Annotated in this window: 5 protein-coding genes and 1 pseudogene; all 6 read right to left on the bottom strand. The window is 70.8% G+C overall.

Annotated elements, in window-relative coordinates; all coding sequences use genetic code 11:
• Positions 1–51 precede the first annotated feature (51 nt).
• Positions 52–15792, bottom strand: a pseudogene (locus EIZ45_RS10985) (SDR family NAD(P)-dependent oxidoreductase); the annotation flags it as partial.
• Between the two features lie 135 nt (positions 15793–15927).
• Positions 15928–17124: a cytochrome P450 gene (locus EIZ45_RS10980; protein WP_037810567.1), complete on the bottom strand. Its 1197-nt coding sequence runs from the start codon at positions 17122–17124 to the stop codon at positions 15928–15930.
• On the bottom strand, positions 17121–18389 hold the full coding sequence (locus EIZ45_RS10975) for a methylaspartate mutase (RefSeq protein ID WP_134667394.1): 1269 nt from the start codon (positions 18387–18389) through the stop codon (positions 17121–17123). The genes EIZ45_RS10980 and EIZ45_RS10975 overlap by 4 nt, the downstream gene beginning before the upstream one ends.
• A complete protein-coding gene (locus EIZ45_RS10970) occupies positions 18386–18862 on the bottom strand; it encodes a cobalamin B12-binding domain-containing protein (protein WP_037810569.1) in 477 nt (158 codons plus the stop codon). The genes EIZ45_RS10975 and EIZ45_RS10970 overlap by 4 nt, the downstream gene beginning before the upstream one ends.
• Complete coding sequence (locus tag EIZ45_RS10965; RefSeq protein WP_037810570.1) at positions 18859–20073, bottom strand: decarboxylase; 1215 nt, start codon at positions 20071–20073, stop codon at positions 18859–18861. The genes EIZ45_RS10970 and EIZ45_RS10965 overlap by 4 nt, the downstream gene beginning before the upstream one ends.
• A complete protein-coding gene (locus EIZ45_RS10960) occupies positions 20070–21539 on the bottom strand; it encodes an AMP-binding protein (RefSeq protein ID WP_240690836.1) in 1470 nt (489 codons plus the stop codon). The genes EIZ45_RS10965 and EIZ45_RS10960 overlap by 4 nt, the downstream gene beginning before the upstream one ends.
• Positions 21540–21631: the final 92 nt, after the last annotated feature.

The raw sequence follows: 21631 nt of genomic DNA, 5'->3' as shown, positions 1-21631 counted from the left end.
CCAGCCACAGCAGCGCGACAACCGGCCCAGCCAAAGAAGCGCACCTACCGATCACTGAGACTCACCCGACTCCTCGGCACCACCCATCGCGGACCGAACAAGGTCGGCCAGATCCATCGAAGCCACCGCAGCTGCCGCCTCGTCAGTGCCGTTCAGTTCTTCGACGGCTTCCTCCGCAGCAGCAGGTGCCAGCTCCTCCAGGAGGTGCCGAGCCAGCGGCAACGGACTCGGGTAGTCGAAGATCAACGTCGCAGGCAGCCGCAGTCCAGTCGCGGCACCGAGCCGGTTGCGGAGCTCCAGCGCGGCTAGCGAATCGATGCCCAGGTCGGTGAAGCCCTTCTCAACCCCGACCGCTGAAGCGTCGTCGTACCCGAGAACCGCCGCCGTGTGCTCGCGCACCAAGTCCAGCGCCGCCGAGTCTCGCTCGTCCGCTGGGAGCGTGGCGAGCTTGTCAGCGAACCCGGCCTCCGGCTGTGCCGACGCCGACGAGGCAACCGCTGCCCGCCGCGGGGCGCTAGTGGCGAGGCCCTTCAGCAGGGCCGACGCCCGGTCCGCGTCCTTGAGGTCGAGCTTCACCGGCACCAATGCCGCCGACGAAGCAGCTAGGGCAGCATCGAACAGTTCCAGACCCTCAGCCGCCGACAGTTCCGCGACCCCGGACCGGGCGATGTGTGCCAGGTCGACTTCGCCGTCGGTGCCTTCCCACGGGCCCCACGCGAGTGACGTCGCCGGGAGGCCGAGAGAAGACCGGTGCTCGGCCAGCGCGTCCAGGAACACGTTGCCCGCCGCGTAGTTCGCCTGTCCGGCAGCGAGCAGCAGACCGCCCGCTGAGGAGTACAGGACGAACGCCGCCAGGTCCCGAGTTGCCGTCAGCTCGTGCAGGTTCCAGGCCGCGTCGACCTTGGGCCGCAACACGTTCTCGACCTGTTCCGGTGTCAAGGCACTCAGCACCGCGCTGTCCATCTGCCCGGCCGCGTGCACCACGGCGGTGAGCCGCGGCAGCGTGTCGAGCAGTTTCGCCAGCGCGTCCCGGTCGGTGACGTCGCACGCGGCGACCGTCACCTTCGCGCCCTCGCCGGCCAGTTCGTCGACCAGTTCCCGCGCCCCCGCCGCGTCGAGACCGCGGCGGCTGGTCAGGACCAGGTCACGGGCACCGCGTGCGACCAGGTGCCGGGCCAGCAGTCCGCCGAGCAGGCCCGCGCCGCCGGTGATCAGCACCGTGCCGTTCGGGTCCCAGTCGACCGGCTCGCCAACCTCGGTGACCCGGGTCAGCCGCGGCACGCGCACCTCGCCGTTCCGCAACCGGGCTTCGGGTTCGCCGGAGGCCACGACCGCGGGCAGTGCCCGGGCCGACGCAGGCGAAGCGTCGAGGTCCACGATCTGGATCCGGCCCGGGTTTTCCGCCTGCGCAGCCCGCACCAGACCCCACACCGGAGCCTGCACCAGCTCATCGCGAGTGACCACGACCAGCTTGCCGTCCCCGATCGACAGCCAGTTCTGCAAGTGCCGCAACGTGTCCTGCACGATCTGGTGCACCTGCGCCGGAACAGAACCGGTACCGGAGCCGACCGGCAGCACCAGCACCTCCGCATCGACCGGCTCGGCTTTCAGCGGCACGCCCAGACCGAGATCGTCGGTGCCGAGCACAGCCCAGCCGTCCAGCGAAGGCACCAGCCGCACGCCCGAAGCGGGCTGCCATTCGATCCGGTACAGCGAGTCCGGCACCTTCGTTCCGAGCTGGCCTTCCGACACCGGCCGCGTGACCAGCGAAGCGATCTGAGCGACCGGAGCACCAGCGGCGTCAGCCAGGTCGAGCGACGAACCGCTCTCGGTCTTCCGTACCCGTACCCGCAGCGCGGTCGCGCCGCTGGCCTGCAGCGACACCGAGTTCCACGCGAACGGGATCGTCGTCTCGGTCAACGCCTTCGGACCGCCCGGGATCAGGAAGTCCGTCGCGCCGAGCGCCGAGTCGAGCAGGCCCGGGTGCAGGCCGAACTCGTTCGCCGCAGTGCCTTCCGGCAGCGCGACCTCGGCGTACACCTCGCCTTCGCGCAGCCAGATCGCCCGCAGGTTGCGGAACGTCGGCCCGTAACCGAAGCCGAGGTCGGCCAGGTCGTCGTACAACCCGGTCAGGTCAACCGATTCGGCACCGGACGGCGGCCACTCGCTCAGCGAGAAGTCCGCAGCCGCGCCATTGGCCAACGTGCCCGCCGCGTGCTGAACCCAGCCCGCCTCGGTCCGCGAGTGCACCGACAGCTCCCGGCGACCGCTGCCGTCCGGCGCGCTGATGACCACGCGCAGGTCGACCCCGTCCTCAGGCAGCAACAACGGTGCCTGCTGCGTCAGCTCCTCCAGCAGGTCGCAACCGACCTGGTCGCCGGCGTGCATCGCCAGCTCGACGTACGCGGTGCCGGGCAGCATCGTCCGCCCCATCACCACGTGGTCGGCGAGCCACGGCTGCGTCGCGACCGACAGCCGTCCGGTCAGCACCGCGCCGCCATCGGGCAGTTCCACCAGCGCACCCAGCAGGGGGTGTCCGGCGGACTGGGCGCCCAAAGTGGTGACGTCACCAGTCGGCTTAGTCGCGTCGAGCCAGTACGACTTGTTCTGGAACGCGTAGGTCGGCAGGTCCACAGTGAACGCACCCTGGCCGGCGAACAGCGCCTTCCAGTCGATCTTCCCGCCCCGGGAGAACAGCGTGGCCAGCGCGGTGAACACGGTCGGCACCTCGGCCCGGCCGCGGCGCATCGCGGGCACCTGGACGACCCGGTCCGGCCGGTCGGCGACCGCGGTGTCGCATTCGCGGGCCATCCCGGTGAGCACTGCGTCCGGACCCAGTTCAACGAACCGGGTCACGCCCGAGGCGAGCAACGTGCTGACGCCGTCGGCGAACCGGACGGCCTCCCGCACGTGGCCCACCCAGTAGTGCGGCGAGCACAACTCGGCGGCGGTCGCGATCTTGCCGGTCACGTTCGACACCACCGGGATCGACGGCGCGGAGTAGGTGAGCTTCTCCGCCACCACCGAGAACTCGGTCAGCATCGGCTCCATCAGCGACGAGTGGAACGCGTGCGACACGACCAGCTGCTTCGTCCGGCGACCAGCGTCGGAGAAGGTCGCCATGGCGGCGAGCACCGCCGCTTCCGGACCCGAGATGACCACCGAACGCGGTCCGTTCACCGCCGCGATGTCGACCCCGTCAGGCAGCGAGGCGCGCACCTCGTCCTCGGTGGCCGCGATCGCCGCCATCGTGCCTCCGGCCGGCAACGCCTGCATGAGCCGGCCGCGAGCGGCGACCAGCGAGCAGGCATCGGCCAGCGAGAACACTCCGGAGACGTGTGCCGCGGCGAGTTCGCCGATCGAGTGCCCGGCGACGTAATCCGGCGTCACACCCCAGGACTCGACCAGCCGGTACAGCGCGACCTCGATCGCGAACAGCGCGCATTGCGTGTACGCGGTCTGGTTGAGCAGCGGCGAGTCTTCCCAGATCACCTGCTTGAGCGGGGTTTCCAGCTCGGCGTCGAAGAGCCCGCAGATCTCGTCGAACGCTCCGGCGAAGGCCGGGAACGCCTCGTACAGCCCGCGTCCCATGCCCGGCTGCTGCGCGCCCTGTCCGGTGAACAGGAACGCCGTCAGGTCGGCCGCGCTGACCGTCCCGGCCACGGTGCCCGCCGGGGTCCGGCCGTCGGCCAGTCCGTCGAGCGCCTTGAGCGCCGCTTCGCGGTCGGCCGCCAGGACCACCGCGCGGTGGTCGAGCGCGGCGCGACCGGTGGCCAGCGAGTAGCCGATGTCGGTCAGGCTGACGTCCGGGTTGGCCCGCAGGTGCGCAGCCAGCCGGGCGGCCTGGTCGGCGAGCGCCGATGCGACCGAACCGGCCAGCGGCAACGGGATCGCCGGGAGTTCCGGTGCGGTGCGCCGGGTTTCGGTGGCCGGAGCGGGCGGTGCCTCCTCGATGATGATGTGCGCGTTGGTGCCGCTGATGCCGAAGGACGAGACGCCGGCGCGACGCGGGTGACCGTTGCGCACCCACGGCCGCGGTTCGGTGAGCAGCTCGATATTGCCCGTGGTCCAGTCGACGACCGGCGACGGCGCGTCGACGTGCATCGTCTTCGGCAACATGTTGTGCCGCAACGCCTGCACGACCTTCATGACGCCAGCCGCACCACCGGACGCTTGCGCGTGTCCGATGTTCGACTTCACCGAACCCAGGTACAGCGGCCGGTCGCGGTCCTGGCCGTAGGTGGCCAGCAACGCCTGCGCCTCGATCGGGTCGCCCAGCTTCGTGCCCGAACCGTGCGCCTCGACAGCGTCCACATCGGACGGCTGCAGACCACCGGCGGCGAGGGCCGCATGGATCACGCGTTCCTGCGACGGGCCGTTCGGAGCGGTCAGACCGTTGGACGCACCGTCCTGGTTGACCGCGCTGGAGCGGACCACCGCGAGCACCTCGTGGCCGTTGCGCTGTGCGTCGGACAGCCGCTCCAGCAGGAGCAGACCCGCGCCCTCAGCCCAGCCGACACCGTCGGAAGCCGCCGAGAACGACTTCGACCGTCCGTTGGGCGAAAGCACGCCCTGGCGACTGGAGTCGACAAACAGATCCGACTGCGACAGCACCGTGACACCGCCGGCGAGCGCCAGTCCGCACTCCCCCGCCCGCAGCGCCTGCACCGCGAGGTGCAGCGTGACCAGCGAGGACGAGCACGCGGTGTCGACCGTCATGCTCGGGCCCTCGAGGCCGAGCAGGTAGGAGATGCGGCCCGAGACGACCGCACCGGAGCTGCCGTTCGGGATGTAGGCGGCGACGTCGGCCGGAGCGCCCGGGGCGCGGCTGCCGTAGTCGTCGTACATCGCGCCGGTGAAGACGCCGGTCAGGCTGCCGCGCAGCACGGTCGGGTCGATCCCGGCGCGCTCGATGGCCTCCCACGCGGTTTCCAGCAGGAGCCGCTGCTGCGGGTCCATCGCCATCGCCTCGCGCGGTCCGATGCCGAAGAACGCCGGGTCGAACTCCGCCGCGTCGTGCAGGAAGCCGCCCTGGTTGGCATAGGTCTTGCCGCGTTTGCCGCGTTCCGGGTCGTAGATGCCTTCGATGTCCCAGCCGCGGTTGGTCGGGAAGCCGGAGACCGCGTCGACCTCGTCGACCAGCAGCTGCCACAGGTCCTCCGGCGACCGGACGCCGCCGGGGTAGCGGCAGGCCATGCCGACGATCGCGATCGGTTCCTGCATCGACGCGTTCGTCCGGGCCGTCGTCGCCGGGGTCTTCGCGACCGCGCCGAGCAGCTTGCCCTTGACGAAGTCCGCGACGGCCTTGGCGGTCGGGTGGTCGAAGATCAGCGTCGCGGTCAGCGTGAGGCCGGTCGCGGTGCCGAGCAAGTTACGGAGTTCGACCGCGGCGAGCGAGTCGAAGCCCAGCTCCTTGAACGCCCGTGTTCCGTCCACTTCGGACTTGTCCGCGTAGCCGAGCACGGTGGCCACCTGCGTGCGGACGAGGTCGAGCAGCACCCGGTCCCGTTCGCTTTCGACCAGCGCGGCCAGTTCGTCGGCGAGCGCGTTGTCCGCCGCCTTGGCCGCCTTCGCCACGCGACGCGCCTTCGGCGGCACGAAACCACGCAGCAGCGCGGGCAGTTCGTCGGTGCGCGCCCGCAGTGCCGGAACGTCCACGCGAAGCGGCGCGATGACCGCGTCTTCGGTGGCCACGGCGGCGTCGAACAGGGCGAGCCCCTGCTCCGCGGTCACCGCGGGCAGGCCGAGGCGGGCCATCCGGGCGAGGTCGGCTTCGGCGAGGTCGCCGCCGAGACCGGTGTTCTCTGCCCACAGACCCCACGCCAGCGCGGTCGCCGGCAGCCCGGCCGCGCGCCGGTGTTCGGCGAGCCCGTCGAGGAACGCGTTCGCCGCCGCGTAGTTCGCCTGCCCGGCCGGCAGCACCTGGCCGCCCGCCGAGGAGAACATGACGAACGCGGACAGCTGCCGGTCGGCAGTCAGCTCGTGCAGGTGCCAGGCCGCGTCGACCTTCGGCCGCAGGACCGCGGCAAGCTGCTCCGCGGTGAGCGAGTCGAAGACGCCGCTGTCGGCGGTACCGGCGGCGTGCACCACCGCGCCGAGGTCCGGCAGGCCGTTGATCAGCTGCTCGACCGCCTCGCGGTCGGCAACGTCGCAGGCCGCCACCTGGACGGTCGCGCCCAGGTCGGTCAGCTCTTCGGCCAGCTGCGCGGCACCCGGTGCGTCAAGCCCGCGACGGCTGGTGAGCACCAGGCTCTGCACCCCGTGCTCGGCCACCAGGTAGCGCGCCAGCAGGCTGCCGAGACCGCCGGTGCCACCGGTGATCAGGACGGTGCCGTCCCACGCCGTGGTGCCGGTCGATTCGGTGCGGGTGTAGCGCGGAGCGAGCACCGAGCCAGCGCGAATCGCCGACTCCGGCTCGCCCGAGGCGACCACCGCGGCGATCGTCTCGACCTTCGTGTCCGCATCCGCGTCGATCAGGAACACGCGTCCGGGGTGCTCGGCTTGCGCCGCCCGGGCGAGGCCCCACAGCAGGCCCTGGGTGACGTCCACAGTGGACTCACCCGCCGAGACCGCCGACTGCGTGATGACGGCGAGCTTCGTGTCGGTCAGCCGTGCTTCGGCCAGCCACGCCTGGATCTCGGCGAGCAGCCAGGTCGCGTTGGCCCGTGCCGCTTCCGGCACCGCGCCCTCCGCGGCAGGCACCGAGAGCGTCACGAGACCGGGCACCGGCTCGCCGCGGTCCACCGCTCCGAGCAGGTCCGCGAACCCGCTGTAAGTGGCAGCCACGCCGACTCGGCCACGGCCGATCGCGACGACGTCGCCCGGCTCCGCGGCCGGGACCGGCACGGACTGCCAGCCGATCTTGAGCAGCGAACCGTCCGTGATCTCCGCCTGCGCGGCCAGTTCGGTCCGCACCGGCCGCGAGACCAGCGATTCCACCGAAGCTACCGGGTTGCCTTCGCCGTCCGCGACCTCGATCGAGGACAGTTCGTCACCGTCCAGCCGCACGATCCGCACCCGCAGCACCGAAGCGCCGACCGCGTGCAGCGTGACGCCGTTCCACACGAACGGAAGCAGCGTCGAACCGCTCGGGTCGCCGAGCAGGTCGGCGTGCATCGCGGTGTCGAGCAGCGCCGGGTGCAGGCCGTAGGAACCCGCCGTGGACGCGGCCGGTTCCGGCAGCGCGACCTCGGCGAACACCTCGTTGCCCCGTCGCCACGCGGCGGTGAGCCCCTGGAACGCCGGGCCGTAGCCGTAGCCGCGCTCGTTCAACCGCTCGTACGCGCCCTCGACCGGGATCGGGGTCGCGCCCGCCGGCGGCCATTCGGTGAGGCCAGCGGGTTCCGGCCGGGCAGCCGCGGACAGCGTGCCCAGCGCGTGCTGGGTCCAGTCGCCGTCCGATTCGACCGGGCGGGAGAATACGGTGACCGGGCGGCGGTCGCCGTTCGCCGGGCCGACCACGACCTGCAGCGCGACCGCGCCGTCCGGCGACAGGACGAGCGGCGCTTGCAGCGTCAGCTCCTCCACCGTCGGGTGACCCACCTGGTCACCGGCGGCGACCGCGAGCTCGACGAATCCGGTGCCAGGCACCAGGATCGCGTCCTTCACCACGTGGTCGGCGACCCACGGCACCGACGAGGCGGACAACCGTCCAGTGAGGACAGTGGTGTCCGAACCGGACAGTGCCACGACCGCGCCCAGCATCGGGTGCGCCAGCGGCTGCTGACCGACCGAAGTGACATCGCCGGACGGTGTCGCGTCGAGCCAGTAACGCTTGTGCTGGAAGGCATACGTCGGCAGGTCGAGCCGGACCGGACCGTCGCCCAGCAGCGGGCCGAGCTTCACCGCGCCGCGGATGTGCAGGCGACCGGCCGCGGTGAGCGCGGTGCGCACCTCGTCCTGGTCGCGCCGTCCGAACGGGACGAACTCCGCGTCGACGCTCTGCTGGCCGAGCGCGGACAGCACGCTGTCCGGCCCGATCTCCAGGAACGTCTGGACACCGCTCTCCGCCAGCGTCGTCACCGCGGCACCGAATCGGACGGTCTCGCGGACATGGTTGACCCAGTACTCCGGCGAACGCAGTTCGTCGTCGGTGGCGAGTTTCCCAGTAACCGTCGAGACAATCGGGATCTTCGGCGCCTCGTAGGTCAGCCCGGCGGCGATCTCGCGGAACTCGTCGAGCATCGGCGTCATCAACGGCGAGTGGAACGCGTGGCTCACGCGCAACCGTCGCGTTTGGACATCGCCAGCGGCTCGCTCGATCTCGGCGACCACGTCCGCGTCGCCTGAGACGACCACGGCGGCCGGACCATTCACCGCCGCGATGCTGACCTCGTCCTCGTGGCCGCGCAGCAGTTCCCGGACCGCCTCTTCGGTCGCGGCGAGCGAGACCATCGCGCCGCGACGGTCGTTCAGCGCACCCATCAACCGGCCGCGTGCGGCGACCAGTTTTGCCGCGTCCGCAAGGGAAAGCACGCCCGCGACGTGAGCCGCGGCCAGCTCGCCGATCGAGTGCCCGGCGAGCGCGTCGGGCCGGAAGCCCCACGATTCGGCGAGCCGGAACAGCGCGACCTCGACCGCGAACAGCCCGGTCTGGGTGTACTGCGTCTGGTCCAGCAGGCCGCGGTCGGCGAGCTCGGTGGTGCCGAACACGACGTCCCGCAGCGGCACGTCGACCAGCGGATCGATTGCCGCGCACACCGCGTCGAACGCGGTCGCGAAGGCCGGGTACGCGTCGTAAAGCTCGCGTCCCATGCCGACTCGCTGCGCGCCCTGTCCGGAGAACAGGAAGGCGAGCTTTCCGTCCACGATCTGACCGGTCGGCGCGTCTCCGCCGGCCAGCGCGTCGAGTCCGTCGGCGAGTTCTCCGGCGGTCTCGGCGACCACCACCGCGCGGTGTTCGAGCGAGGCACGCGTCGCCGCCAGCGAACGCGCGATCTCCGCGACGGAAACGCCTTCAGCCAGCCAAGAACGCAGCCGCGCCGCCTGTCCGCGCACCGCGGCGGCGGACCGGCCGGACAGCGCGACCGGAACGATCGTCTGCGTCTCCGAAGGCCGCTCGACCGGAATCGCCGGCGCCTGCTCCAGGATGACGTGCGCGTTCGTGCCGCTGATGCCGAACGAGGACACCGCGGCGCGGCGCGGCCGGTCAACGTCCCACTCGCGCGACTCGGTCAGCAGCCGGACCGCGCCGGTCTCCCAATCGACCACAGTGGACGGACGGTCGACGTGCAGCGTCTGCGGCAACTGGCCGTGCTGCATGGCCATGACCATCTTGATGATGCCCGCGACACCCGCCGCGGCCTGCGTGTGGCCGATGTTGGATTTGATGGACCCGAGCCACAGCGGCTGGTCCTCGGAACGGTCCTGCCCGTAGGTGGCCAGCAGTGCCTGGGCCTCGATCGGGTCGCCCAGCGTCGTGCCGGTGCCGTGGCCCTCGACAGCGTCCACTTCGGACGGCTGCAGACCAGCGTCAGCCAGCGCCTTGGCGATCACCCGCTGCTGCGAAGGACCGTTCGGCGCGGTAAGGCCGTTCGACGCGCCGTCGTGGTTCACCGCGGAGCCGCGCAGAACCGCGAGCACCGGGTGCCCGTTGCGACGTGCGTCAGACAGCCGCTCGACGAGCAGCATGCCCGCGCCTTCGCCCCAGCCGGTGCCGTCCGCCGCTTCGGCGAACGCCTTGCACCGGCCGTCGGCGGAAAGCCCGCGCTGACGGCTGAAGTCGATGAAAGTGTCCGGAGTGGACATCACGGTGACACCGCCGGCCAGCGCCAGCGTGCACTCGCCGCGACGCAGCGCCTGCACCGCCCAGTGCAGCGCGACCAGCGACGACGAGCACGCGGTGTCGACGGTGACCGTCGGGCCTTCCAGCCCCAGCGCGTACGACACGCGACCGGACACGACGCTCGCGAGGCTGCCGTTGCCGAGGTAGCCCGCGATGTCGTCGGAAACCGTGCCGAGACGGGTGCCCCAGTCGTGGTACATCACGCCGGCGAACACACCGGTCGCGCTGCCACGCAGGCCGACCGGGTCGATTCCGGCGCGCTCAAACGCTTCCCAGGACACCTCCAGCAGCAGCCGCTGCTGCGGGTCCATCGCCGCCGCCTCGCGCGGGCTGATCTCGAAGAAGTCCGCGTCGAACTCGGCCGCGTCGTGCAGGAAGGCACCGTGCTTGACGTAGGAGTGGCCGGGCTTGCCGGGCTCCGGGTCGTACAGCGAGTCGACGTTCCAGCCGCGGTCGACCGGGAAGCCGGACAGCGCTTCCTCGCCCTCCGACACGAGCCGCCACAGGTCTTCCGGCGTCTCGACGCCGCCCGGGTAGCGGCAGGCGATGCCGACGATGGCGATCGGCTCCTCCGGGTCCACCGTGGTCACCGGAGTGATCGTGCGAGTCGGAGCCAGCCCGGCGAGCCGCGACGCCAGGTACTCGGCGAGCGCGCGCGGCGTCGGGTAGTCGAACACCAGCGTCGCGGGCAGCCGCATGCCGGTGACCGAGTCGAGGATGTTGCGCAGTTCCACCGCGGCCAGCGAGTCGAAGCCGATCTCGCCGAACGGGCGGGCCGGGCTGATCGCGTCCGCGCTGTCGTGGCCGAGAACGGCCGCGACGTGCGTGCGGACCAGGTCGAGCAGCGCGCGGTCGCGGTCGGCCTCGGCGAGGTGCGCGAACCGCTCGGCGAACTGCTGCTCGGGCGTGACCTCCCCACTGGCGACCGCGATCCGGCGGCGGCCGGCGGGTACGAGCCCGCGCAGCACGGCCGGAACGTCCTCGCCACGCGACCGCAGGGCAGCGCGGTCAACGCGGGTCGGCACCACCGTCGGAACCCCGGTGCCGAGCGCGGCGTCAAGCGCGGCAAGGCTTTCCGACACGGTCAACGGAGCCAGGCCCAGCCGCGCGATGCGGTTGCGGTCCACTTCGGACAGTGTCGCGCCCATGCCGATCGCCTGACCGGCGTCGGGAGCCCACAGCCCCCACGCCAGCGACGTCGCGGGCAAGCCAGCGGCGTGCCGGTGCTCGGCCAGTGCGTCGAGGAAGGTGTTGCCAGCGGCGTAGTTCGCCTGCCCGGCACCGTCGGCGAGCCCCGCCGAGGAGGAGAACAGGACGAACGCCGACAGGTCCAGCTCCGCGGTCAGCTCGTGCAGCGCCCACGCCGCGTCGAGCTTCGGGGCCAGCACCGCGTCGAGCTGCTCGGCGGTCAGCGAACCGATCATCGCGTTGTCGAGCACGCCAGCGGTGTGCACGACGGCCGACAGCGGGTGCTCGGCCTTCTTGATCGCCGCCGACAGGGAACGCTTCTTGCTGACGTCCGAGGCGACCACCTTCGCGGTCGCACCCAGCTCGGCCAGCTCTTCGACCAGCTCCGCCGCACCCGGTGCGTCAATCCCGCGACGGCTGAGCAGCAGCAGGCTGCGGACGCCGTGCTTCGTCACGAGGTGCTTCGCGACCTGGGCACCGAGACCGCCGGTACCGCCGGTGATCAGCACGGTGCCGTCCGAACGCCAGGTCGACTCCCCGGCCTCGGCCACGAGCCGGACCATCCGACCGGCCGAGACCGTGTCGCCGTCGATGCGCAGTTCGGGCTCGCCCGAGCCGAGCGCGGTGGCCAGGGTCGCCGCCGTGGCGGTGCCCTCGACCAGGACCACGCGACCGGGATGCTCAGCCTGCGCCGAACGCACCAGCCCGCGGACGGCGGAGTCGGCCAGCGAGCCGCGGGTCAGGACAACCAAGCGCGCACCGGCGTAGCGGTCGCCTTCCAGCCACTGCTGCAGCACAGTCCGGACGCGGTGCGCGGTCTGCTTGGCAGCGGCGGCGATGTTGTTGCCCGGCACGGAAACCGGCAGCAGCACGACCTCGGGCACCTCGACCAGCGACACCAGCGAGTCGACCACCGGAACGTCGAAACCGCTGATCGAACCCAGCGAAGCCAGCGACGGCAGCTCGGCCGCACCGGTGACCGGGGTCCACTCGACGGTGTACAGCAGGTCGCGCGCCTGGGTGCCGAGGTCGGCCTCGCGGACCGGCCGCGAGCGGAACGACTCGACGGACAGCACCGGCGTACCGGCCACGTCCGTCACGTCGATCGAGACGCCGCCGGTGGCCGGGGACGTGATCCGCACCCGGACCTCGGTCGCGCCCGAAGCGTGCAGCCGCACGCCGGTCCACGCGAACGGCAGCCGAATCTCGTCCGGCTCGCGCGCCTCGCCCGGGGCGAAGTCCGTGGCGTGCAGAACCGCGTCGAGCAGCGCCGGGTGGACGCCGAACGCCGCGTCGCGCCCAGTCGCGGGCAGCGCGACCTCGGCGAACACGACGTCATCGCGCTTCCATGCGGTACGCAAGCCCTGGAACAGCGGGCCATAGCCGTAACCCTGCTCGGCCAGTTCGGTGTACAGCTCGTTCGTCGCGACCACTTCGGCACGAGCGGGCGGCCATTCGCTTCGCGGCGCGGGCTCGACCACGGGACCGGCGGCGAGGACACCGACGGCGTGCCGGGTCCAGGCCGCGTCGGCGTCGTGGTCGGGACGGGAGTGGAACTCGATCGTGCGGCGGCCGTCGACATCCGGGCCGACCAGCGTCTGCAGCGCGACACCACCGGTCTCCGGCAGCGCGAGCGGGGCCTGCAGCGTCAGCTCGTCAACCACGCCGTAGCCGACCTGCGCGGCGGCGTGCAATGCCATCTCGACGAACGCGGTGCCCGGCAGGACCGGGGTACCGGCGATCGCGTGGTCGGCCAGCCACGGGTGCGTCCGGAGTGCGACGCGACCGGTGAGGACCAGGCCGTCGTCGCCGGCCAAGCCGATCTCGGCGGCGAGCAGCGGGTGTCCGGAAGCCAGCTGACCGAGGTCGGCCGCGTCGCCGTGGCCGGTCGGCGCGGTGAGCCAGTAGTGCTTGTGCTGGAAGGCATACGTCGGCAAGTCGACAATCTGCGCCTCGCCGAAGAACGCGGTCCAGTCGATCGCCACGCCCCGGGTGTGCAGACGGCCGAGCGCGGTCGCGAGGGTGACGGACTCGGGCCGGTCGCGGCGCTGCGCTGGAGTGAACGCGATGGCGTCGCTGGTGCCCGCGGCCATCGCGGACAGCACGGCGTCCGGACCGACCTCGATCGCGGTCGTCACGCCCGCGTCGACCAGCGCCTGGACCCCGTCGGCGAACCGCACCGCGCGGCGGACGTGCCACAGCCAGTATCCCGGCGAGCAGAGTTCCTCGGCGGTCGCGATCCGGCCGGTCACGTTCGAGACGACCGGAATCGCCGGGGCCGCGTACTCGACCACCTCGAGGATCTCGCGGAACTCGGCCAGCATCGGCTCCATCAGCGGCGAGTGGAACGCGTGCGAAACGCGCAGCTCGCTGATCTTGCGGCCCTGCATGCGGAAGACCGACACGACGGCTTCCACCGCCTCGCGCTCGCCGGAGACGACGACCGACGTCGGACCGTTCACCGCGGCCAGGCTGACCTGGTCGCCCAGCAGCGGCTGGACCTCGTCCTCGGTCGCCGCGATGGCGACCATCGACCCGCCTTCCGGCAAGGCCTGCATGAGCCTTCCGCGAGCGGCGACGACCAGGCACGCGTCGGCTAGCGACCACACGCCCGCGATGTGCGCGGCGGCCAGTTCGCCAATCGAGTGGCCGAGCAGGATGTCCGGCCGCACGCCCCACGATTCGAGCAGCCGCGCCAGCGCGACCTCGACCGCGAACAGCGCGCACTGCGTGTACTGCGTCTCGTTCAGTTCCTCGGCGTTGTCACCGAAGAGGACGTCGCGCAACGGGGTTTCCATCTGCACGTCGAGGTGATCGACAGCCTCGTCGAAGACCTCGGCGAACTTCGGGTACGCCAGGTACAGCTCACGCCCCATCGCGAGGCGCTGCGAGCCCTGTCCGGTGAACAGCATCGCGAGCTTGCCCGGAGTGCGTTCGCCGAGGACGACGTTCGGGTCCTGCTCCCCCGCCGCCAGCGCCTGCAACCCGCGCACAGCCTCGGCGACATTCTCCGCAACGACCACGGCGCGCTGGTCGTGCGCGGCGCGGGTGGTGGCAAGCGAGAAGCCGAGGTCAGTCAGATTGCTGGATTCCACAGTGGACACCAGCGCGGCAGCCTGCGCCTTCAGCGCTTCCTCGCTGCGCGCCGAGACAACGAGCGGCACGACCGGCAGCTCGTCGCTGGTAGTTTCCACAGCCTCGACAGCCGGAGCCTGCTCGATGATGACGTGCGCGTTGGTCCCGCTGACACCGAACGACGAAACGCCAGCGCGGCGCGGACGTTCGTTCGCGGGCCATTCCCGCCGCTCGGTCAGCAGCTCGACGGAACCCGCGGTCCAGTCGACGTGCGGCGTCGGCTCGTCCACGTGCAGCGTCTTCGGCAGCACGCCGTGCCGCATCGCCTCGACCATCTTGATCACGCCAGCGACACCCGCCGCGGCCTGCGTGTGGCCGATGTTCGACTTGATCGACCCGAGCAGCAGCGGCGTCTCGCGGTCCTGACCGTAGGCGGACAGCAGCGCCTGCGCCTCGATCGGGTCGCCGAGCCGGGTGCCGGTTCCGTGCGCCTCAACAGCGTCCACATCGGACGCTTCCAGACCAGCGTCAGCCAGCGCACGCTTGATCACCCGCTGCTGCGACGGACCGTTCGGCGCGGTAAGGCCGTTCGACGCGCCATCGGAGTTGATCGCCGACCCGCGGACCACCGCGAGCACCGTGTGTCCATTCGCGACTGCGTCGGAAAGCCGTTCCAGCACCAGGACACCGACACCTTCGGCGAACCCAGTGCCGTCCGCGGCGGCCGCGAAAGCCTTGCACCGGCCGTCTTCCGCGAGACCACGCTGACGGCTGAAAGCCGTGAACGTGCCCGGCGCGCCCATCACCGCGACACCACCGGCCAGCGCGAGCTGAGTTTCCCCGCGCCGCAACGCCTGCACCGCCAAGTGCAGCGCGACCAGCGAACCGGAGCAAGCGGTGTCGACGGTCAGCGTCGGCCCTTCCAGACCGAGCGCGTAAGCGACGCGACCGGAGACGACGCTGGGCGCGTTGCCGGTGAGCATGTAGCCGTCGAGGCCGTCGGGAGCTTCGTGCAGCCGCGGTCCGTACTCCTGCGCCTCCGCGCCGATGTACACGCCCGCCGGGGTGCCGCGCAGCGCGGACGGGTCGATCTTGGCCCGCTCCAACGCTTCCCACGCGGTCTCCAGCACGAGCCGCTGCTGCGGGTCCATCGCGGACGCTTCGCGCGGCGCGATGCCGAAGAACCCGGCGTCGAATTCCCCGGCGCCGGGCAGGAATCCGCCGGAGGTGACGTAGCTGCTGCCCGGCTTGTCGGGGTCCGGGTCGTACAGGCTGTCGAGGTCCCAGCCGCGGTCGGTCGGGAAGCCGGAGATCGTGTGCACCTCGTCGGCGACCAGCTGCCACAACGCTTCCGGCGACACCGCGCCGCCCGGGTAGCGGCAGCCGATGCCGACGATGGCGACCGGTTCGTCGTCCGCCGCACCGCCGGCCAGCGCCGCGACGGACTCCTCCGCGCCGAACACCTCGGCGTGCAGGAACCGGGCGACCGCGGCCGGGGTCGGATAGTCGAAGGCCAGCGTCACCGGCAGTTCCAGCCCGGTCGCGTCGGTCAGCTGCGCGTGCAGCTCCACCGCCGCGAGCGAGTCGAAACCGTGGTCGGAGAACGCTTTCTCCGGGTCGAGGACGGCCGGAACCTCAGGCAGCGCGGCCTGCAGCGCCGCCCGCGTCGCGTCGTGGACCACGTCGGCGAGGAACCCCGCGCGGTCCGCCGGCGGCAGAAGCGTCAGCCGCTCCGCGAAGCCGGATTCCCGATTCTTGTCACTCTCACGCATTGCGCACTCCACCGCGGTAGCCAGGCAGCATTCATGGGTCGTCGATCGGATCGTAGGCCGGACTCGGGCCGCGCCGGATCCCCAGAAAACGTTGTTAGGGGCGGGAAATCACCAGGCGACGCGCAGCAGCGACGGGCCGCGCACGATCACCCCGTACTCCCATTTCACACCCTCGCGCCCGTCCGCGAGCCGCAATTCCGGGAACCGCTCCAGAATCGCTTTCAGCCCCTCCTGCAGTTCGAGCCGCGCCAGCTGCGCGCCGATGCAGTGGTGCGGGCCGTGCCCGAACGCGACGTGCGGGTTCGGGCTGCGGGTCAGGTCGATGACGTCCGGGTTCGCGAAGACCTCCGGGTCGCGGTTCGCCGCGTGCAGCGCGGGCAGCACCGGGTCGCCCGTCCGCACCACGACGTCGCCGATCCGGATGTCTTCGGTGGCGTAACGCGCGAACATCGCGGCGGTGTTGATCGGCACCCACCGCAGCAGTTCTTCCACCGCGGTCGGCATGATCTCCGGCTGCGCCCGCAGCTGTGCGAGCAATTCCGGTTGCGTCAGCAGGGTGAAGATGAAGCTCGGCAGCGCCGTGGAAACCGTCTCCACGCCACCAGTGAGCAGCCCCGCGCCCGCGATCGCGATCAGCTCGTTCTCGGTGAGCTTGTCACCGGCGTCCCGGGCATAGACGAGCGCGCCGAGCAGGTCGTCGGTCGGTTCCTCACGGCGCTGCGCGACCAACTGGGCCACATAGTTATCCAGCTTGTCGCCGTAAACGTCGAGCACGTCGCCTTTCGCAGTCGCGTCGCCGACCAGCGCCTGGGTCCACTCGCTGAAGATCGAGTGGTCTTCCTTCGGCACGCCGAGCAGCTTGCAGATCACCGTGACCGGCAGCGGCCGGGCGAGATCCTCGACGAGGTCGCCGGGCGCGCCCTTCTCGATCATCTCGTCGATCAGCTGGTGCACCAGGGTGCGGACGCTCTCGCGCATCGCCTCCAGCCGGCGCGCGGTGAACGCCTTCATCACCAGGCGGCGCAGTCGGGTGTGGTCCGGCGGGTCCATCCCCATGATGCCGTCGCCCATCTGCTGGCGACGCATCCGCGGCTGGTCGAGACCCTGTGCCAGTTCGCGGCTGAACCGCGGGTCGGCGGTCACCAGCTTGACGTCGGCGTACTTCGTCGCCAGCCAAGCCTGTTCGCCGAACGGCATCTGGACCCGGCTCATCGGCTCGTCGCGCTGCAACTGGTGGTAGGTCTCGGAAACGGACGTCTCGTGCATGTCGAACGGATACGCCCGGACAGTCCGGCGAGTGCTCATCGCGGTTCCCCTCCGATCGCGGTCATCGGCTGCTCCAATGCCTGGGTGTCATGGGTGTGCTGGACGTAGGAAAGCGCCGACATGAGCGTCGACGAGGTGATCCGGCCGCTCGGCGCGCGTTCGGCGATCCCGCGCAACGGCAGCGAACCGAGCTCGGACCAGCCGAGCCTGCCGTCCGCGTCGAGCGTGCTGCGCGCCTGTCCCGCGTTGTCCGGATGCAGGCAGTACGGCACGTCGAGCAGACCGCGTTTGAAGGCGACCACGAGCGCGCGGTCGAGATCGGCATGACTGTTCAGAACCGCGTCGACCAGGGCGTAGGCCTCGCGGTAGACCTGGTTGTCCTCGTCCACAATGGCTTTGATCCCCCTCGCCGACGCAGCCGCGTGTTCGAGCGCGGTGACGTTCTCCGCGACGGTCGGGATGCGGTGCGCTTCGGCGGCGGTCTTCACGATCAACCGCTCCGAATCGGTGCTCATCGCCAGCTCAGCGGCCTTGCCCAGCAACAGCATCGCGCCGTCGGGCGTGCGCGGGAAGAGGCCCATGTACGCATAGATCACCACGTGCCAGGTCGCTTCCGGCAACAGCTCGGCGCACAACCGGCGCAGCGCGGCGACGGCTTCGCGGTCCTGGTGCAGATTCGTCTGCTGCGCGTAGCTCACCGAGATGCTGCGCAGGCCCTTGCGGTAGAAGAACAACGCCTCCAGGACACTGATCGCCACCAGCTCGCTCGGCGGACACAGCTGTCCGAGCATGCAGCCGCCGAACGTCTCCAGATGCGGACGGCCGCCCGGATGTTCGGCGTCGACCAGCAGATCGCAGCAATACGCCCAATTCCGCACGGACTCGTCGAGCGGCGTGCGGCTGTAGGGCAGGCAGTAGGAAATCGGGCCGCCCTCGGTGGCGTGCAGACCGGCGGCGATCATCGCGCGGAAGATGTCCACCGGCCGCGCCGAACCGTGCCGGACCTGCACCGGGAAGTCCGGGCCCTCGAGACCGTCGAGCATCGCCCGGGTCACCTCGGGCGGATGGTTGACAATCGGGTAGCCATTGAGCGGAATTCCGTTGCGCAACGCGTGTGCCGCGGAATCGGTGTCGCGGACGCGGGTGTAGCTGTCGAGCGTGAGCGTGCCGACGGTCGCGGCGTTCGCCTGTTTCGTCGCGACCAGACCGGCGCGCATCGCGGCCGGACTGTCGAAGCCCATGCGCGGCTGCACGACCAATTCCCCGGCCGCGTGCCGCTGCGCGACGAACCGCTCGAAGCTCACGCCTCCTCCAACTGGCTGACGCCGCCGGGAAGCGTGGCCGCGAAATGCCGGAAGGCGGCGGCGTTCTGCTCGTCGAAGACTCCGTCGAACCCGGCGAACAGCAGTTCCGCGGTCTGCTCGTCCGAAAGCGGTCCGCCGGTGCCGAGCTTCCCGCCGATGACGATCGGCAGCCGGCGCAGCTCCGGCTGTGCGCGAAGCCGCTGCACGACCCGCAGCCCGTCCTGGTAGCCGTGCCCGTTGACGCTGCTCAGCACCAGCATCGCCGGACGGCGGCTGACGCATTCGGACTCCAGCAGCTCGTCCGGCACGCACGCACCGAGGTTCACCACGTCGAAGCCGAGTTCCGCCACGAGAAGTTCGAGGTAGACCAGATTCCAGGTGTGCGAGTCCGACGCCATGCTGCTCACGATCACCGTGCGCCCGGCGGGTTCTTCGATGACGCTGCCGCTGTACGCGTGGACTTCCTCGCTCATGGCGACACCTCATAAGCTCGCTGATAATCCAATCGCGACACCGAGATGACCTCGTCTCCGCGGACCACGACTTCGGTAGGCGCGGGACGGCCGAGGAAGCTGATCAGGCTCGCGGTGACGCCGTACGCACCGACATTCGGCACGGTCAGCAGATCTCCAGCGGACAGCTCCGGCAGCTTCGCGGCCTTCGAAAGCGAGTCCCCGGGAGTACACAATGGACCGACGAGCTGCCCCGGGTTGTCCCCGACCTGGTCGACACCGACCGCGGCGGGCAGCAGGCGGCCGATCCCGGAAAGCCCGCCGACCACGTTGATCCCGGCGTCGAGAATGACGAACCGGTGGCCCCGGCTCTCCTTCACGTTCACGACCCCGGCCAGCAGCGTCCCGCACGTGCCGGACAGGTAACGACCGGATTCGCAGGCCAGCTCGACCTCGCCGCCGCGCCATTCCGGCAGGTAGAGGTCGAGAAGCTGCTCCAAACCGTTGCGCAGCTTCGGATAGTCGGTGCGCTCGCCGGGAACCGCGTACGGCGACGAGAACCCGCCGCCGATGTCGAGCAGTTCCAGCGGCAGCCCCGTCTCCTGACGCAGCTGCGCGGCTGACTGCAGCACGAACTCGTATTCGCCGAGCAGCGCGTCCTCGTCCTGGGCGTTGCTCATCGTGAAGAAGTGCGCGCCGACGATCTTCGCCCCGGCGACCGCCTTGAACAGCGGCATCAGCTCGGGCAGAGTCTCCGCGTCGACGCCGAACTGCGACGGGCGGCCCATCATCCGGATCCCGGTCGACGCACTGCCCTGCGTGGTGTTGATCCGCAACAGGCACCGCGCGACGGTGTCCTGGCGCTCCGCCGCGGCACCGACGTGCTGCAGGTCGGTCAGCGATTCCACGGAGAACAGCCGGACGCCCGCGGTGATCGCCGCGTCCAGTTCGCCGTCGGTCTTGCCCGGACCGGTGTAGAGGATGTCCTCCGGCGCGAACCCGGCGGTCAGCGCGTTGGCCAGCTCGCCGGTCGAGCTGATCTCCGCGCGGCAGCCGCCCTCGCGGAGTTCGCGGGCGATCTCCGGATGCGGGTTGGCCTTCAGCGCGTAATAGACCGCGAACCCCTCCGGCAGCAAGCCGAACAGCTGATCGCGCGACTGCGCGGTCACGTCAAGGTCGTACACGTAAGCCGGCGTGCCGAACCGTGCGGCCAGCTCGTCGTACTTGCTCATTTGCGGGCACCTTCCACCAGCAGGGCGAGTTCCTTCGTCGCGTTCTTGCCGTGCGCGGTGAGCGGGAACTCGTCCACGACGTGGCACAGCGCGGGCACCTTCTGCGGCTCGAGCCGCTGCGCCAGTTCCTTGAGCACCGTGGTCGGCGGCAGGTCGCTCTCCACGCAGATCGCCAGGTCCCGGGTCTCGCTCGGCGGGATCGCGCCCGCCGCGCGCACGCCGGGGATGTCCATCGCGGCGGCCTCGATCTCCAACGTGGACATCCGGATTCCCTTGCGCTTGAACATGTCGTCGCGGCGGCCCTCGAAGTAGAGGTAGCCGTCCTCGTCGAGCCGGCCGTAGTCGCCGGTGTGCAGGCGGAGCTCGCCGGTCGCCTCGTCGCGGCGGAACGCTCGCGCCGACAGCTCCGGGGCGCGCCAGTAACCGGGCATCACGTGCGGTCCGGCGGCCACGATCTCGCCGATTTCCCCGGCGGGCAACGGAGTGCCGTCGGCGGCGAGGATGTGCACGGTCGTCCCCGGCAGCGGAAGACCCGACGAACCCGGGCGCTCGGTGTCCTCCTCAGGCGGCATGACGGTGATCCGCTTGCACTCGGTCTGCCCGAACTGGCGGACGACGCGGACGCCGGGGAAAGCGGCGCGGAGCTTCGCGATCGTCGAGTCCGGCAGCGCCGCACCGGTGTTGGTGAACAGCCGCACCGGAGCCGATTCGCCCTGCTCCCGCTCGGCAAGGGTGGCGATCATCGTGGCGAGCGAAGGCACGATCGGGACGACCGTCGCGCCGACCTCGCGCATCCGTTGCAGCAAGCGAAGATCGGATTCGGCGTCGGCGAGCACGATCTCGCTGCGGCCGAGCGTCGAGAGGAGGACTTTGTACAGGCCGTAGTCCCAGGACATCGGGAACCGGCAGAAGACGACGTCGTCCTGGCGGTAGCCGAGCACCGCCTGGATCGCGCCCGCCGCGAAGGTGACCTGCCGGTGCGGCCCGATGACGCCCTTGGGCGCGGCCGTGCTGCCGGAGGTGTACACGAGCACCGCCACGTCGTCCAGTTCGACCTCAGTCGGCTCGACGCGGGCCTGCTCGCGGTGAGCTTCTTCGACTTCCGTCCACAGTGGAGCGAACTCGTCCGGCTGGAGAATCAGCACCGGCTCGGCGTTCTCGACGACGGAATCGAAGTGGAACTGCTTCATCGCCGGGTTGATCGGCACGAACACCGCACCCCGCCGCGAAGTCCCGTGGAAGAGCGCGACCAGCGCCCTGTCCGTCGGCAACTGCACCACGACGCGATCGCCGCGCCCGACCCCGCGCCGCGCGAGGACCGCCTCCACCGCGTGACTCCAAGCGGCCAGCTCGGCATACGTCCACACCCCCGCCCGGTCGCGCACCGCGGCGGCGTCCGGCGCACTGGCCGCCGCCGCGTCGAGCAGGGCATGGACGAGAGAACCGGATTCGTTCACGACTGCCACTCCCGAAAGGATTCGTAGAATCACCGTGCCTGCGCGGGATCGCTCCCCGACGTTCGGAAAGTTATCCGCGCGCGGCCGGTGATCCACACCCC

It is taken from the genome of Amycolatopsis sp. CFH S0740 (genome assembly GCF_004522315.1).
GTDB lineage: Bacteria > Actinomycetota > Actinomycetes > Mycobacteriales > Pseudonocardiaceae > Amycolatopsis > Amycolatopsis nivea.
Note: the sequence above shows the minus strand (reverse complement) of the source record. Positions and strands in the feature narration are given on the sequence as shown.